14 protein-coding genes are annotated in these 16176 nt (G+C 70.9%); 3 read left to right on the top strand and 11 right to left on the bottom strand.

The features are described 5' to 3' along the window. Positions 1-154 precede the first annotated feature (154 nt). From ACQP2E_RS08130 to trpC, 5 genes are all read right to left on the bottom strand, one after another. Positions 155-1342, bottom strand: coding sequence for an FAD-dependent oxidoreductase (locus ACQP2E_RS08130; protein WP_433829434.1), 1188 nt, complete (start codon positions 1340-1342; stop codon positions 155-157). Positions 1343-1356: 14 nt separating this feature from the next. Beyond that, positions 1357-2442 (bottom strand): prolipoprotein diacylglyceryl transferase, encoded by a 1086-nt coding sequence (lgt, locus tag ACQP2E_RS08125; protein ID WP_433829432.1) that lies wholly within the window; start codon positions 2440-2442, stop codon positions 1357-1359. A gap of 90 nt (positions 2443-2532) precedes the next feature. After that, the gene (gene trpA / locus ACQP2E_RS08120) at positions 2533-3339 is read right to left on the bottom strand and encodes a tryptophan synthase subunit alpha (RefSeq protein WP_433829430.1); all 807 of its coding nucleotides are present in this window, start codon (positions 3337-3339) and stop codon (positions 2533-2535) included. Between the two features lie 29 nt (positions 3340-3368). Next, complete coding sequence (gene trpB, locus ACQP2E_RS08115) at positions 3369-4610, bottom strand: tryptophan synthase subunit beta (protein WP_433829428.1); 1242 nt, start codon at positions 4608-4610, stop codon at positions 3369-3371. Then, complete coding sequence (gene trpC / locus ACQP2E_RS08110; RefSeq protein ID WP_433833834.1) at positions 4607-5398, bottom strand: indole-3-glycerol phosphate synthase TrpC; 792 nt, start codon at positions 5396-5398, stop codon at positions 4607-4609. Before trpC ends, trpB begins: the two co-directional genes overlap by 4 nt. Positions 5399-5805: 407 nt before the next feature. Between trpC and ACQP2E_RS08105 the strand changes: the two genes are divergently transcribed. After that, positions 5806-6087, top strand: coding sequence for a hypothetical protein (locus ACQP2E_RS08105; protein ID WP_433829426.1), 282 nt, complete (start codon positions 5806-5808; stop codon positions 6085-6087). A 50-nt stretch (positions 6088-6137) separates the two neighbouring features. Here the strand turns inward: ACQP2E_RS08105 and ACQP2E_RS08100 are convergent, their stop codons facing one another. The 3 genes from ACQP2E_RS08100 to hisI are packed head-to-tail and all read right to left on the bottom strand — an operon-like array spanning position 6138 to position 8607. Next, positions 6138-6692, bottom strand: coding sequence for a Trp biosynthesis-associated membrane protein (locus ACQP2E_RS08100; protein WP_433829424.1), 555 nt, complete (start codon positions 6690-6692; stop codon positions 6138-6140). Beyond that, positions 6689-8203, bottom strand: a complete 1515-nt coding sequence (locus tag ACQP2E_RS08095; protein WP_433829422.1) for an anthranilate synthase component I — start codon at positions 8201-8203, stop codon at positions 6689-6691. Before ACQP2E_RS08095 ends, ACQP2E_RS08100 begins: the two co-directional genes overlap by 4 nt. Further along, on the bottom strand, positions 8203-8607 hold the full coding sequence (gene hisI / locus ACQP2E_RS08090; RefSeq protein WP_433829420.1) for a phosphoribosyl-AMP cyclohydrolase: 405 nt from the start codon (positions 8605-8607) through the stop codon (positions 8203-8205). The genes ACQP2E_RS08095 and hisI overlap by 1 nt, the downstream gene beginning before the upstream one ends. Before the next feature lie 206 nt (positions 8608-8813). On the opposite strand from hisI, the gene ACQP2E_RS08085 reads away from it, so the two are divergent. Then, entirely contained in the window at positions 8814-10895 is a 2082-nt protein-coding gene (locus tag ACQP2E_RS08085; RefSeq protein WP_433829418.1) for a hypothetical protein, read from the top strand. A gap of 189 nt (positions 10896-11084) precedes the next feature. Here the strand turns inward: ACQP2E_RS08085 and ACQP2E_RS08080 are convergent, their stop codons facing one another. Continuing rightward, a complete protein-coding gene (locus tag ACQP2E_RS08080) occupies positions 11085-11840 on the bottom strand; it encodes a DUF2470 domain-containing protein (protein WP_433829416.1) in 756 nt (251 codons plus the stop codon). Positions 11841-11910: 70 nt separating this feature from the next. Here ACQP2E_RS08080 and rpsD point away from each other — a divergent pair, with 70 nt between their 5' ends. Then, the gene (rpsD, locus tag ACQP2E_RS08075; protein WP_433829414.1) at positions 11911-12519 is read left to right on the top strand and encodes a 30S ribosomal protein S4; all 609 of its coding nucleotides are present in this window, start codon (positions 11911-11913) and stop codon (positions 12517-12519) included. Positions 12520-12636: 117 nt separating this feature from the next. On the opposite strand, the gene ACQP2E_RS08070 is transcribed toward rpsD, so the two are convergent. After that, positions 12637-14397 (bottom strand): ABC transporter ATP-binding protein, encoded by a 1761-nt coding sequence (locus ACQP2E_RS08070; RefSeq protein WP_433829412.1) that lies wholly within the window; start codon positions 14395-14397, stop codon positions 12637-12639. Next, positions 14394-16166: an ABC transporter ATP-binding protein gene (locus tag ACQP2E_RS08065; RefSeq protein WP_433829410.1), complete on the bottom strand. Its 1773-nt coding sequence runs from the start codon at positions 16164-16166 to the stop codon at positions 14394-14396. The genes ACQP2E_RS08070 and ACQP2E_RS08065 overlap by 4 nt, the downstream gene beginning before the upstream one ends. Positions 16167-16176 lie beyond the last annotated feature (10 nt).

Genomic DNA, 16176 nt, shown 5'->3' with positions numbered 1-16176 from the left:
CGGCGGGGGGCGAGGGGCGGGACGGCGGGGGGCGAGGGGCGGGACGGCGGGGACGACGGCGGCACGACGGGGGCGACAGCGGGACGACGGGGGCGACAGCGGGACGACGGGACGACGACGGGCGGCGGTGGGAGCTGGCGGGAGTGGGGAAGGGTTAGTCCGGCGGGGTCCAGTCGGCGACCGGGTCGAGGGTCCGGCCCAGGATTCTCGGGCGCATGTGGTTCAGCGCGGCGTCCCGGGCCCGCAGCGCGAGCCGGCCGCGTGCCTGCACCACCGCGGACATCCGCCGGTTCTGCCGGATCACCGTCGTGGTGCGCGGACGGCGCAGCCGGCTGTACGACTCGATCGCCGTGCACAGGCCCTCGCCCGGCTCGGCGTCCACCATCAGGGTCCGCAGCGTCGCGGCGTCCTCGAACGCCAGGCAGGCGCCCTGACCGAGGTGATGCGGCATGGCGTGCGCGGCGTCGCCGATCAGCACGACCCCACCGGAACCGGACCGGAACCCGTAATCCCTCGGCAGCGGGCGCAGCTCCCGGACACCCTGCGGGATCAGATCCTCGGGGCGGGTCGCCGCGAGCAGCGCGCCGATCGGCTCGTGCCAGCCGGCGAACCAGCGGCGCAGCAGGGCGAGCTGGGTGACCGCCGGCTCCGGCCGGGGTGCGCCGGCAGCCGTGGCAACCCAGTAGACCCCGCCGACACCGGCGGCCCGGGCACCGAGCGGGACGGCGACGAAGCGGTAACCAGCCCCGAGCGTCTCCCCACCGGCAAAAGTCTCGTCGAGATCGGGGGTGCGAAACCCGGGGATCACCGCCTGCCAGGCGGCCAGGCCGGCACCGAGGGCCACCGCTTCCGGCGCCACCACGGCACGCACCCGGCTGTCGATCCCGTCCGCGCCGACGACGAGGTCGGCCTCGATCACGGTCCGGCCGTCTCCGACCACCGGCCGGGTGCCGCGACCGATGACGACGGTGGTCACCTCGAACCCGGTCCGGATCTCCACACCCTCACCGAGGCCGGCGATCAGCGCGTCGTACAGGTCCTCCAGATGGACCGCGGCCGGCGCGGGTCCGGTGCCGGCGCGCGTACGCGGCGCCACCAGCCACTGGCCGTCCGGGCGCCGCACTCCCCCGTCGGGCAGCGGCGACCAGATCGCCGACCAGCCGCCGTCCGGGTCGAGGGACGTCAGGGCTCGTTGCCCGTTCGGCCAGAGCACCACGGCGGTGGGCGGCGCGACCACCCGCTCGGCCCGTTCCAGGACGACGACCTGCCAGCCGGAGCGGGACAGCGCACCCGCGGCGGCAAGCCCGGACATACCCGCGCCCACCACCACGGCCGTACGCATGCCGGGCCCGGCGATCAGTTCTCGTCTTTGGCGGAGGACGCCGCTGGTACCGGCTCCTCGGACGCCGGCGCGGGCGGGAGGATGCCGGTCCGCTGGTACTCCAGGAACCGTTCCTCGCTCACCACCTGATAGGCCACCGGCAGCTTCGGCCCGGTCCCGGTCTTGGCGCCGGCCTCGACGTCGACCTGCGAGACGTCGCTCCCAGCCGCGTTCTCGGTAGCCGCCTCGGCCGCGCTCTCCGCCTCGGTCTCCGGCGCGTCGATCGGCACCACGTACGCCCGGGGGCCCTTGGCCACCACGAAGTAGATGGCCGCCGCGACGAACAGCACGATCGCGGTGAAGACGTTGAGGCGTACGCCGAAGAAGTGGTTGGCCTCGTCGGTCCGCAGGATCTCGATCCAGGCACGACCCGCGGTGTACGCCATCACGTAAAGCGCGAACGCCCGCCCCTTGCCGAACTTGAACCTCCGGTCCAGCAGCCAGACCAGGCCCGCGACGCCCAGGTCCCAGATGACCTCGTAGAGGAAGGTCGGGTGGTACAGATCCGGTTTGGTCACCGGCTCACCGTCGATCACGGTGGCGTGGCCCGGGTTGGCCGAGTCCATCTCGTGGATCTCAAGGCCCCAGGGCAGCGTGGTGATCTTGCCGTACAGCTCGTTGTTGAACCAGTTGCCGAACCGGCCGATCGCCTGGGCCACCGGCAGCGCCGGGGCGAGCGCGTCGGCGAAGACGCTGAACGGAAGGCCGATCTGCCGGGCCGCGATCCAGGTGCCGAGGGCGCCGCCGATCACCGCGCCCCAGATGCCGAGGCCGCCCTCCCAGATGTAGAGAGCCCGGATCGGGTCGCCACCGGCGCCGAAGTAGTCCTGCGGCGAGGTGATCAGGTGGTAGACGCGGGCGCCGACGATGCCGAACGGCACCGCCCACACCACCATGTCCAGCGAGACCCACGGCGCCACGCCACGGTTACGCAGGCGCTTCTCCATCAAGAGTGTGGCGACGACCATTCCGGCGATGATGCAGAGCGCGTACGCGCGCACCGGGAACGGGCCGAGATGCCACACGGATGTCGTGGGACTGGGGATGGCGGCGATGTTCACGGGTGCACACGCTACCGGCGCTCAACTGGAAGGGAAGTCCCGGGCAGGGCCCAGTTCGATAAAGAGACCGGGCCCTTCCTCAGCACGATCTCAGCGGGTGCGGACACCCTCGGCGAGCTCGGCGCTGAGCGCTCGCAGCCGGTCCAATCCGGTGGTCCGGTCCGGAGCCTCCAGCACGCACCGGATCAGGGCGCTGCCGACGATCACACCGTCCGCGAAAGCGGCCACCTCGGCGGCCTGCTTGCCGTTGCCGACACCCAGACCGACACCGATCGGGATGGCCGGGTCGGCCTCGCGGATCCGGGCCACGATCTCCGGCGCCTGCGAGGACACCGAGGTACGGGCGCCGGTCACACCCATCAGGGCGGTGGCGTAGACGAAGCCCCGGCAGTTCGCCACGGTCATCGCGATCCGCTCGTCGGTCGAACTCGGCGCGACCAGGAACGTCCGGTCGATCCTGTGGGCGTCCGAAGCCGCGATCCACTCCTGCGCCTCGTCCGGGATCAGGTCGGGCGTGATCAGCCCGGTGGCGCCGGCCGCGGCGAGGTCACGGGCGAACGCGTCGACACCGTACTTCTCGATCGGGTTCCAGTACGTCATCAGCACCACTGTGGCGCCGGCCGACGAGACCGCGTCGATGATCTTCAGGGTGTCCCGGGTGCGGACACCGTTGGCGAGCGCGATGTCGCTCGCCTTCTGAATCACCGGGCCGTCCATCACCGGGTCCGAGTACGGCAGCTCGACCTCGATGACGTCGCACCCGGCCCGGTGCATCTCGATCATCTGCTCGATGCTGTCGTCGACCGTCGGGAAACCGGCCGGCATGCAGCCGACCAGCACCGACCGGTTCTCCGACTTCGCCTTGGCGAAGGTGTCGGCGATTCCGCGATTTTGCATTCTGTTTTCCGCCGCGGGGCTAGCAGGGCTCACGTGTTCTCCCCGGGGACGACCGTCTCGACCGGGTCGAGGATGCCGAAGTAGGCGCCCGCCGTGTGCACGTCCTTGTCACCGCGCCCGGACAGGTTGACCACGATGGTCGGGGTCCGGCCCAGCTCCGCGCGCAGCCGCGGCGCGATCTTCGCGGCCCCGGCCAGGGCGTGCGCGCTCTCGATCGCCGGGATGATCCCTTCGGTACGGCAGAGCAGCGTGAACGCCGCCATCGCCTCCGCGTCGGTGACCGGCTCGTAAACGGCCCGCCCGGTGTCGTGCAGCCAGGCGTGCTCCGGTCCGACGCCCGGGTAGTCAAGACCTGCCGAGATCGAGTGCGACTCGATGGTCTGGCCGTCGTCGTCCTGGAGCAGGTAGGTCCGGTTGCCGTGCAGCACACCCACCGAGCCACCGGTGATCGACGCCGCGTGCCGGCCGGTCTCCACGCCGTCGCCGCCGGCCTCGAAGCCGTAGAGACGCACGCCCTCATCGGGAACGAACGCGTGGAAGATGCCGATCGCGTTGGAGCCGCCACCGACACAGGCGGCCACCGCGTCGGGCAGCTTGCCGTTCATCTCCAGGACCTGCGCCCGAGCCTCGACGCCGATGCCGCCGACGAAGTCGCGGACCAGCTCCGGGAACGGGTGCGGACCGGCCGCGGTGCCCAGCAGGTAGTGGGTGCTGTCGACGGTGGTGACCCAGTCCCGGAGGGCTTCGTTCAGCGCGTCCTTGAGGGTCCGCGAGCCGTTCGTCACCGGGATGACCGTGGCGCCGAGCATCCGCATCCGCGCCACGTTCAGCGCCTGCCGCTCGGTGTCCATCTCACCCATGTAGACCACGCACTCGAGGTCGAGCAGCGCGGCCGCCGTGGCGCTCGCGACACCGTGCTGGCCTGCGCCGGTCTCGGCGATCACCCGGGGCTTGCCCATCCGCTTGGCGAGAAGCGCCTGGCCCAGCACGTTGCGCACCTTGTGCGCGCCGGTGTGGTTCAGGTCCTCCCGCTTCAGCAGGATCTCCGCGCCCAGCTTCTCGGAGAGCCGGGTCGCCCGGTACAGCAGCGACGGCACACCCGCGTAGTTGAGCAGCAGATCCTGGAACCGTGCCTGGAACTCCGGGTCCGCCTTCGCCGACCGGTACGCGGCGTCCAGCTCGTCCAACGCCTTGACCAGCGCTTCCGGGACGAACCGGCCGCCGTACCGGCCGAAGTGACCGGCCAGGTCGGGCAAAGACGGCGCGGTCATCGGACCGGCCGCGGCGTTGCCGGGTGGTTGCCGGCGTTGACCAGCTCGGCGACCGCGTCGCGCGGGGACTTCTGGGTGACCAGGCCCTCGCCGACGAGCACCGCGTCAGCGCCGGCCGACGCGTACCGGATCAGGTCGTGCGGGCCACGCACGCCGGACTCGGCGATCTTCACGACGTTGTTCGGCAGGCCGGGCGCGATGCGCTCGAAGACCGACCGGTCCACCTCGAGGGTGCGCAGGTCGCGGGCGTTGACCCCGATGACCTTCGCGTTCGCCTCCAGCGCCCGGTCCGCCTCCTCCTCGTTGTGCACCTCGACGAGGGCGGTCATGCCCAGCGACTCGATGCGCTCCAGGAGGCCGACGAGCACGTTCTGCTCAAGGGCGGCGACAATCAGCAGCACCAGATCGGCGCCGTGTGCCCGCGCCTCGTGCACCTGGTAGCTGGAGACCACGAAGTCCTTGCGCAGGACCGGGATCTTCACCGACTTGCGCACGGCCACGAGATCGTCCAGCGAACCGCCGAACCACCGGCCCTCGGTGAGCACGCTGATGCAGCGCGCGCCGCCGGCCGCGTACTCCCCGGCCAGCTCGGCCGGGTCCGGGATGTCGGCGAGCGCGCCCTTGGACGGCGACGACCGCTTCACCTCGGCGATCACCGCGACGCCGGGCTTACGCAAAGCCGCGTACGCGTCGATCGCCGGTGGCGCCGCCGCCGCGAGCTCGCGCACCTTCTCCAGTGGTAGCTGCGCCTGACGTGCCGCTACGTCCTCACGCACACCAGCGAGGATCTCCTCGAGAACGTTCTGCGGAGCCGCTCCGCGCTGCGCGGTGCCGCCACTGCCCGCTTCCGCCTGATCGGATGTCACGTAATGACTCCCCTCTCCGGGTGTCTCCGGCCCGATGCTAGGAGGTAGCGACGGTCACCGGGCTCCCGGGGTATGGCGCGCCTCACGGATTGGGCTGGGGCATAATGCCAGGCTGCCCGGCGCTCTGTTCGTTCGATCACATCGAATCGCATGCTGTCAGGCCGCTGTGCAGGCACCCCTCCCCCGAACGGTGGATACCACCGCGCGTTGACCCTGCCGTCACCGTGCGGAAATAGGACTCCACCATCATGACTCTCGGGCAGACTTGTCCCGGCACCGAGTACCAGCCAGCGTGCCGCCAGCCGGACGATGATTGCGGAGTCGACCTCATGGCCACTGCCTCCATGACCCAGGTTTCCCTTACCCAGCCGATGGGATTCGCTACCGTTTCCCGGACTCTGGTCGCTCTCGCGGCCGAGGTCTTCACGGGCGTGCAGAAAGCGGTCGTGGGCCCGGACAACGTCCGCACCGCGCGGGACAACGCGTGGTCGGCGATCCAGGCAGACCGCGCCCGCGCCGAAGCCCGGGCCGAGACCAGCCGCGCGGTGGCCGCACTGATCGCCACCCCGGCGCGCCGGCCCCGCACGAAGAAGCTGGCCGCCGCCCGTTAAAACCCGCCGCCCGTTAAAACCCGCCGCCCGGTAAGACCCGAATGGGTGAATCAGCGGACCGTGGGGTCGTCCCCCCGGTCGAGCGCGTCCCACAGGGCCCTCGTATCGGCCGGCGAATCGGGCACCTGAGCGGTTTGCGGTGAGAGCCGCGGCGCTGTGCTCCGCTCGTACCGGGAAGACATGGCCGACCAGAGATGGCCGTGACGCGCCGCAAGCACGCCGCCCACCGCGACGGCCGCGCCGCCCAGCACGCAGAGAACCAGCCAGATGGCCGCTGAGCCGGCGGCCTCGCCGGCGTCCAGGCCGAAGCGCGCCAGCGCCGCACCGGCCACGATGCCTGCACCGATCAGCGTGAGCAGCACGCCAAGGCCGCGCCGCACCCGGCCCCGGGTGGCGAGCAGCGCACCCGTTCCGGCGAGCGCGACAAGCGCGAGGCCGATCAGCCACGGCTGGGATTCCGCGCCGGTCTGTTCGGTACGCAGATCGGACAGGCCGGTCCGGTGCTCGACCTGGACCGACCAGACCCGCGTCACGGCGTAAAGGGTGAGCCCGGCCCCGGCCAGGCAGGCCACCACCGACAGTAGTTTCGTCCGTGCGCTGGTCATCGCGCGGCGCGCAGCGTCTCGGCGGACGCGATCGCAGCGAGCACGGCCGCCGCCTTGTTCCGCGTCTCCTGCTCCTCGGCGGCCGGATCCGAGTCGGCCACGATGCCGGCGCCCGCGCCGACGTAGGCCACACCGTCCTTGAGCAGCGCGGTCCGGATCGCGATGGCCATGTCCATGTCGCCGGCGAAGCCGACGTAGCCGACCGTGCCGCCGTACAGGCCGCGCCGGGTCGGTTCCAGCTCCTCGATGATCTCCATGGCCCGGACCTTGGGGGCACCGGAGAGCGTGCCGGCCGGGAACGTCGCGGCGAGCGCGTCGAACGCCGACCGGTCCTCCCGCAGCCGGCCGACGACGGTGGAGACGATGTGCATGACGTGGCTGTACCGCTCGATCCGGGCGAACTCCGGCACCTCGACCGAGCCCGGCTCGCAGACCCGGCCCAGGTCGTTGCGGCCCAGGTCGACCAGCATGACGTGCTCGGAGCGCTCCTTCGGGTCGGCCAGCAGCTCGGCGGCGAGCGCGGCGTCCTGCTCCGGGGTGGCGCCACGCCAGCGGGTGCCGGCGATCGGGTGCAGCAACGCGGTCCGGTTCGCGCTGACCTTGAGGTGCGCCTCCGGCGACGAGCCGACGATGTCGAAGTCGTCGAAGCGCAGCAGGTACATGTATGGGCTCGGGTTGGTCGCCCGCAGCACCCGGTAGACGTCCAGCGCGTTGGCGTCGGTGTGCCGCTCGAACCGCTGCGCCACCACGATCTGGAAGCACTCGCCGGCCCGGATCGCCTCCTTCGCGATCTCCACCGCCTTCTGGTACTCGCCCGGCGCGGTCCGGCTCACCGGTTCACCGGCCGGTCGCCGATCAACAGTCGAGACCATCGGCGGGGTCGGGCGGGACAGCGCGGTGGTCATCGCGTCCAGCCGGCCGACCGCCTGGTGGTAAGCGGCGAGCTTCGCCGTGTCGTCCGCGTCCTCGGCGAGCACCGCGTTCGCCACCAGCAGCGCCGAACCCTCGTGGTGGTCGAGCACGACAAGGTCGGTGGCGAGCATCATGCCCAGCTCGGGCAGCGGCACGTCGTCGGTCGCGGTGGCCGGGATCCGCTCGAAGCGCCGCACCAGGTCATAACTGAGATAACCGACCATGCCACCGGTCAGCGGGGGCAGATCCTCGTCCGGCTCGGCGCCGCCGGTCAGCGCGGCCACCGTCGCACGCAAGGCCGCGACAGGATCACCCCCCAGGGGTACGCCTTCAGGCGGCGTGCCGAGCCATGCCGCCTGCCCGTCCTTCTCGACAAGTGTGGCGACGCTGCGGACCCCGATGAACGAGTACCGCGACCAGGCGACGCCCTGCTCCGCCGATTCGAGCAGGAAGGTGCCCGGCCCACCGGCCAGTTTCGTGTAGACGCCGACCGGAGTCTCACCGTCGGCGAGCAGCTTGCGAGTGACCGGCACGACCCGTTTGCGGCCGGCCTCGCCGAGGAAACCGGCCTCGTCGGGAACCACGGCTCCGCTGGTCATCACGCCTCCACGGCAAGATCGTCGGCTTCGACGGGCAGGTTGCCGGCTTCGACGGGCAGGTCGTCGGTGAAGCAGGTGTGTGTGCCGGTGTGGCAGGCCGCGCCGGTCTGCACGACGGTCAGCAGCAGCGCGTCGCCGTCGCAGTCCAGTGACACCTTGGTGACCTGCTGGTGGTGGCCGGAGGTGGCGCCCTTCACCCAGTACTCGCCGCGGCTGCGGGACCAGTAGGTGGCCTTGCCGCTGGCCAGCGTGCGGCGCAGCGCCTCGTCGTCCATCCAGGCCAGCATCAGGACGTCGCCGGTGCCGTGCTCCTGCACGATCGCGGCGACCAGTCCGTCAGGGGTGCGCTTGAGCCGGGCGGCGACCGCCGGGTCGAGGAACGTCTCTGCTTCGGGTACGGGCACGGACTGGATTCTCCCCCATCGGTTCGCGGAGCCGTAATGGCCCACGATCTGAGTAACCGGGGATGTGCTGGGCGTTCCTGAGCGGTACCGTCGCCGAAGCGCGGTACGTGCCTGACTGCCCGGCGCCCGCCGCTTTGGGTGCGCCTGGACTAATTCGGACGGCCTTCGGTGGGCGCGCACTCGCAACGGGAGTGGTGAAAACCGAGATGGACCCGACGTCCAGCCCCGACAACACCCGGCCCTCACCCGGCCTCGCCCGGTTCTGGCAGGTCCGGCCGGATCCCGACGGTCCGGCGCCGGCATCACCGGCGGAACACGCTGGACAGAACCCTGAGGTGGTCGCGCTCGGCTCACGCCGTAAGCCGGAACCACCCGAGACGCCCGCCGACCTGCTGAACGGCTACGGCGTCCGCCCTGCCGCCCCGCTGCCGCCGGTCACACCCGCCGATCCGTTCGGCCTGAACCGGGCAGCCCGGCGGTCGGTGCCACGAAGCCCTGCCGGTGGCCGTCCGTTCTCCGGACCACCGGCCCGCGATCCTGATCACTCAGGCCCAACGGACGACCAGCCCACGCCGGATCAGGACGTAAAGTCCCATGAGCCGGAGGCCGGCGAGCAGTCCCCGAGCCGGGACAGCGCCTTCGGAGGTTTCCGTCTCGGCGGGACCGGGCGATTCCTGTTCGGCAACCGCAGCGCGGCGGCCGAAGAGGAAAAGGTCGCCGCGGAGCCGCCCGGGCAACCGGAGTCCCGGAAGTCGGAATCCGGGGCGCCGGAGTCCGGGAAGTCGGAATCCGGGCGACCGGAGTCCGGTGAGTTGGAATCCGGGCAACCGGAGTCCGGGGAACCGGAGTCCGTGCCGGAGCCTTCTCCGGAACCGGACGAAACTCCGGTTGCGGAAGTCGCCGAACCCGGCGACTCTCTAGTCGCCGAAAAACCGGCCGGCGACGAGCCGGACGATGCGACACCGGCGGACAAACCCGTGGCGGAGACGCCGGCGGACGCCGACCAGGACGCCGCCGACAGGGCGGGGCCCAGCGACGAGAACGGACGTGAAGACATGAACGGACGGGCAGGGGCGCCCCATTACGCCCAGACCGGCGAGGCGTCGGGCCCGGACGGCACGACGTTCCCCGCTCCTCGGGAAGCTCTGTCGACGAGGGACGGGTCGACGAGGGACGGGTCGGCCAGGGACGGGTCGGCCAGGGACGGGTCTGGCGACGGGATCGAGGAGCAGCCCGTTTCGGGTGGCGCTCCGCGTACCGCCGCGGGCTGGGCCACCGTGCCCAGCGCGAACCACCCGGTCACGCCGACCTCGGGCAACCCGGCGAACGGGCAGGTCTCCGGCATTCCGGTCTCGCCCGGGTTCGCGTACCCGCCGGTACCGGGCGGCTTCACGCCGGACCACCCGGCCGCCACCCTCGAGCCGGTCTCCGGCGCGCCGCACACCGACGCGCCCGAGCAGCCACAGCACCAGTCGCAGGCACAGCACCAGCCGCAGTCGCCGCACCAGTCGCCGTCGCAGCCGCGGCAGCAGGAGCACGAGGAGCCGGCCGCCCAGAGCAACCCGACGCCTGCCGCTCCGGTGTCCGGCGCCACTGTCGCGGCGATCCAGTTCCCGACCGTGCAGATCCCGGCTACGCGTACGTCGCCGGACAGCACTGTCGACCGTTCGAGCGAGACCGCGGCCCTGCCGTCGGTGGCCGACGGCGGGTTCGGGTTCGGCGCGACCGGTTACAGCCTGGGCCGCTCCGGCGGCGAGGCGTTCGGCGTCGCATCGGTGACCCCGGCCGCGCCGGGTGCCGGCTCGGTGACCCCGCCACCGGCCGAGTTCCCGTCGTTCCCGTTCCCGGACAGCAGCGGTGTGACCGGCATCTCCGTCGGTGGCGCCCGCCGGGTTCCGGACGAGGACGACTTCGGCGCACCCCGGCGTTCGGCGAGCCTCGAGGACGTCGAGCCGGTGCGCCGTACCGGCCGCCGCTCGTCGCGTGACGAGGAGTCGCCGGCCGCCGAGGAGATCGAGATCTCCCGGACGGTCTGGGACGAGGACGCGGCCCGGCACTTCCGGGCGGCGTGGCACGAGGTGAAGGCGGAGTTCGTCGACGACCCGGTCAACGCGCTCACCCGGGCGCACGACCTGCTCACCGACGCGGTGAACGAGCTCACCGAGGTGCTGCTGGCCGAGCGGGACGACCTCGACCCGCTGCGCGGCACCGGCACGCCGGACACCGAGAGCATGCGGATGGCGATGCGCAACTACCGCGAGTTCCTGGAGCGCATCCTCTCGCTGTGACGCGACAAGTGTGAGAACGGCAACGACGGGCGACACCCCTGGGTGTCGCCCGTCGTCGTCTGTGGTTCGGTGTGCTCTGCCGGCCGCGGCACCGGCCGGCAGAGCACAAGGTGGGATCTCGCAGCCCGACGGCGGCAGAAGGGGGCTGCGGGATCCCACCCGCTCAGGGGAGCACTCTTGAGAGGGTGCTCAGGCGGCCGTGTGGTCGGCCGGGGTGCCGGAGTCGGCGCAGCGGCGGCACAGGATCGGGTGCAGCAGGTGGGCCAGGTCGTGCCGGTCGGTGACCGGGCGCGGGAAGGCCAGGCGGGCGCTGCGTTTACCCATCCGGACCAGGAACCCGTACCGGTCCATCCGCACGACGCGAGGCTCGTCACCGGGCCGCGCGGCCGATCCGAGCTGGCGCTTCACGTAATCGCTCATCTCGTCGACGTGGTGGTCGGCGAGGTCGGCGATCAGGTCGAACTCGACGGCACGCAGCGGGTCCGGTGTGGCCTCCGCGTAGTCGTCCGGGTCGATCTCGACGAGATTCTCGCCACGTTCGTAACGGACCTCGGCGACGTCCATCCGGTACAGCATCTGGCTCTCGCCGATGTCGAGCAGATCGCCGCAGGCGTCGGTGTCGGCGTAATCCAAGGCAGCGGCCCTGGCGTCCTCGCCGGTCAGCTTCACGGCCCACCCGGAGACCCAGGCCCGGCCGAGTGACGGTGACGTCGCCATCGGAGGCACGTCACGGATGTCCAGGACCAGCGCGGTGTCGTCATTACCGTCTTGTGGCCGAAGCGCGGCGGCGAGGGTACCCTCGGCGGGCACGAGTAGTAGCACGCGACCCTGCGCGTCAGTGACATGACGGATCGGAACCGGTCCGGGACGGCAGGCGATGTGGGCCACGGCGGGCAGGTGACCGGCGGCGAGCGTGCGCGCGATCTCGGCGGGACTGGGTTGCATGACGAGCACCTCCGGGCACCGGTTAGGCTTACCTAAGTTAGGCAAGGCTTACCGTAACAGGAGATCTCAGTTGAACAACTCTCGACCCAAGGCGAAGCTCTCGCGAGCTCTCGGCATCCCACTGACGCGCAAGTGTGTCAAGTACTTCGAGCGGCGCCCGTTCCCGCCGGGCGTGCACGGCCGTGGCCGTCGTAAGAGCTCGGACTACCAGGTCCGTCTGCTGGAGAAGCAGCGTCTTCGCCACCAGTACAACATCAGCGAGGTCCAGATGCGGGCCGCGTACGACGCCGCGCACAAGGCTGAGGGCAAGACCGGCGAGACCATGGTCACGCTGCTCGAGCGCCGCCTGGACGCGACCGTTTTCCGCGCCGGCTTCACCCGGACCATCTACCAGGCCCGCCAGCTCGTCGTGCACGGTCACTTCACCGTGGACGGCAAGAAGGTCGACCGCCCGGGCTACAAGCTCAAGCCGGGTCAGGTCATCGAGGTCAAGGAAACGAGCCGGTCCAAGCCGCCGTTCCAGATCGCCGCGACCGGTACGCACATCGACGGGCCGACCGCGCCGTACCTGTCCACGGTTCTCGAGGACCTGCGCACCACAGTGGTCCGGGCGCCGCAGCGCTCCGAGGTCCCGGTCCTCTGCGACGAGCAGCTGGTCGTGGAGTACTACGCCCGCTGACGCGGGGCTCATGAATCGCTGAGATGGCGGGTTTCTCGCCGCGGTTGCTCCCTGGCATCTGCAGGAAGCAGCCGCGGCGGGCGACGCGCTCATCTCACCGGCGCTGGTATTTGCCGGTCAGCGCGTCTGTTCCAACCAGCTGGCGTAGAGCTTGGCGTAGATCGAACCCTCCTCGGCGAGGAGGCGTGCATGCGGGCCGCGTTGAACGACGCGGCCCGCATCCACAACCAGGACCTCGTCGGCGGCCTGTGCCGTCGACAACCGGTGCGCGATCGCCACCGTCGTCCGGCCGCGAGTCACCAGGTCGAGGGCGTGCTGCAACCGCACCTCGGTCGCCGGGTCCACCGCACTCGTCGCCTCATCCAGCACCAGCAGATCCGGGTCGGCCACGTACGCCCGGACCAGCGCCACCAGCTGGCGCTCCCCCACGCTGAGCGCCTCGCCGCGCTCACCCACAGGTGTTTCCAGGCCCTGCGGTAACCCGGACAGCCAGTCGGCGAGTCCCAGCTCCACGAACGCCATCCGCAGCTGGTCGTCGGTCAGCTCCGGCTCCGCGAACCGGATGTTCTCCGCCACTGTCGCGTCGAAGAGGAAGCCGTCCTGCGGCACCATCACCACCCGCGAGCGCAGCGACGAGAACCGCACCGACGTGAGCGGCACCCCACCCAGCAGAACCTCACCCTCGGCGGGGTCCATCAACCGGGTGAGCAGCTTCGCGAAGGTGGTCTTTCCGCTGCCGGTCTCACCAACCACAGCCACCTTGGTACGCGCCGGAATCGTCAAGTCGACGTCGTCCAGCACGATCGGGCCACCCGGATAGCGGAACGACACGTTTTCAAACGTCACCGCCAGCGGACCGGCCGGCAGCGGAACACCCCGGTCGTCCGGGTCCGCGACGTCCGGCTCCACGTCCAGCACATCCAGGATGCGCCGCCAGCCGGCCACCGCGTTCTGCGCCTCGTTGAGCATGTCGGTGGCGATCTGCACGGGCTGGATGAAGAGCGTGACCAGGAAGAGGAACGCGGTCAGCTGCCCCACGGTCAGCCCGCCGTCGATGCCGATCAAGGTGCCGGCCACGACCACGCCGGCCAGGGCCAGCCCGGCGCCGATCTCGCCGCTGGAGAAGCTGGTCACGCTGGTCTTCAGCGCTTTCTGCTGCGCGGTCCGCAGGTCGTCGATCGCGCTGTCCAGACGCACGCCGGTGCGGCCGGCCACCCCGTACGACCGGATCACTGTGGCGCCGACCACACTTTCCGCGACGGTGCCGAGCATCACACCGGTGCGTTCGCGGACCGTGCGGTAGACGGTGGCGAGGCGTTTCTGGAACAGCCGGATCACCAGGATGGCCGGGCCGAAGGCGAGCAGCACCACGATGGTGAGCTGCCACGAGTAGATCGCCATCACCACTGTCGAGACGATCAGCTGGCCGCTGGCGAGCAGCAGCTGGATGCCGCCGGTCTGCAGGAACTGGGAGATCTGGTCGACGTCGCTTGTCACCCGGGAGACCATCGAGCCACGCCGCTCGGACTGCTGGTGCAACATCGACAGATCGTGGATGTGCCGGAACGTGCGGGAGCGCAGCGCGCCGAGCGCGGTCTCGCTGACCGTGAACAGCCGCCGGGTCATCAGATATCCGCAGACCGTCGAGATCACCAGGGCGAGCAGGGTCAGCGACACCACGACCAGCACGACGCCGGGGTCCGGCCCGCCGGGCGCGTTGATCCCCTTGTCGATGCCCTGCTGGATGGCGATCGGCACGGCGACCCGGCCGGCCATCTGCAGCAGCGCCAGCCCGATCGTCCCGGCCAGCCCGGGCCGCAGCTCCGGCGAAAGAGCCAGCCCTCGGCGGATCGTGGCGACTGTTCCTTCGTCGGTCATCGCTGTTCCGCCTTCTCGTACGCGGTCACCAGATCCCGGTAACCGGGTTCCGCCGCCATCAGCTCGATGTGGGTGCCGGTCGCCACGACCCGGCCCCGATGCAGGTAGACCACCTCGTCGGCGAGCGCGATGGTGGCCCGCCGGTACGCCACGACCAGCACCGACGTGTTCGCGTCCCGATCACGGAGCGCGCCGAGGATGGCCGCTTCCACCCTCGGGTCGACGGCGCTTGTCGCGTCGTCGAGCACCAGCAGGCGGGGCCGGCCGGCGAGCGCCCGGGCCAGGGTGAGCCGCTGCCGCTGCCCGCCGGAGAGCGAGGTGCCACGTTCACCGACCTGGGTGTCCAGGTCCTGCGGCAGCCCGCTGACGAAGCGGTCGGCCTGTGCCAGCCGCAGCGCCTGGCGTACGCCGTCGTCGGTGATGTCCGGGCGGTCCAGCGAGACGTTGCCGCGGACCGTGTCGTCGAAGACGAACGGGATCTGCGGGACCAGCGCCGACGCCCCGGCCAGCGCCGCGCCGGACAGGTCGGGCAGTTTCACCCCGTCCAGCGCGATGCTGCCGGAAACCGGGTCGACCAGACGGACCGCGAGGGAGGCGATCGTCGACTTGCCGGAGCCGGTCGCGCCGACCAGCGCCACCGTCCTGCCCGCCGGAACCGTGAAGGTGACCTCCTCGAGAACGACGGGACCGTCGGCGTAGCGGTAGCTCACCTGCTCGAATCGGAGCTCGGCCGGTCCGGTCCCGGGCACCTCGGCATCTCCGTACTCAAGATCTCCGGTGGCGGAAAGGACGGCCTGGACCCGCTCCCATCCGGCGACGCTGCGCGGCAGCTCGCCGATCACCCACCCGATCGCGCGCACCGGAAACGCCAGGACGGTGAACAGAAACGCGACGCTGACCAGCTCGGACACGTTGATCGCGCCGCTCTGCAGGCGCCAGGTGCCGATCAGCAGCACGGCCAGAGTGCCGACGCTGGGCAGGCTGTCCATCAGCGGATCGAAGATGCCGCGCAGCCGTCCCACCGAGACCAGGGCGTCGCGCAGTTCGGAGACGAAGACGCCGAACCGGCGCGACTCGTCCGCCTCCCGGCCCATCGTCTTGACCACGAGGGCGCCGTCGAAGCTCTCGTGCGCGACCGCGCTGACCTTTGCGCGCATCTGCTGGGCGTGTATCTGCCGGGGTGACATCCGCCGCGAGTAGGCGAGGTTCAGCGCGAACAGCGTCGGGAAGAGCGCCACGCCGACCAGGGCAAGTACCCAGTCGGTGAGGAAGAGCGTGATCACCGCACCGAAGATCATCACGATGGTGCCGACCGCGAACGGCAGCGGCGCGATCGGCCCGAACGCGGCCTCCACGTCGGAGTTCGCGTTGGAGAGCAGGGTGCCGGTGGCGTGCCGCTGATGCCAGGACGGCGGCAGCGCGAGATAGCGTCGGGTCACCGCGCGCCGATAGCGGGCCTGCAGCCGGAACTGCATGTAACCGGCGCCGAGACGACGGCCGAAGATGCTCGCCACCCGCAGTCCGCTGATGCCCACCAGAATCGCCACGACCCCCGCGAGCGCCGCGCTGCTCACGCTCCCTGCCGCGAACGCCGGCACGACGATGTGGCCGGTCACAAACCCGACGACGTACGAGTTAGCAATGATCAGCAAACCGAAGAGACTGCTGCCGATCGAGCTGACGACGAAGAGCCGTGGTTCGGTACGGATTGCCTGGCCGAGCACCCGCAGTCCCCGTCCCAGCACGTCATTGCTGGTTCTGCCGCTCAATTTCCTACCT

The sequence above is a fragment of the Actinoplanes sp. CA-015351 genome (assembly GCF_050955685.1).
Classification (GTDB): Bacteria; Actinomycetota; Actinomycetes; order Mycobacteriales; family Micromonosporaceae; genus Actinoplanes.
The sequence above is the reverse complement of the archived record's forward strand: the minus strand, read 5'-3'. Positions and strand labels throughout refer to the sequence as shown.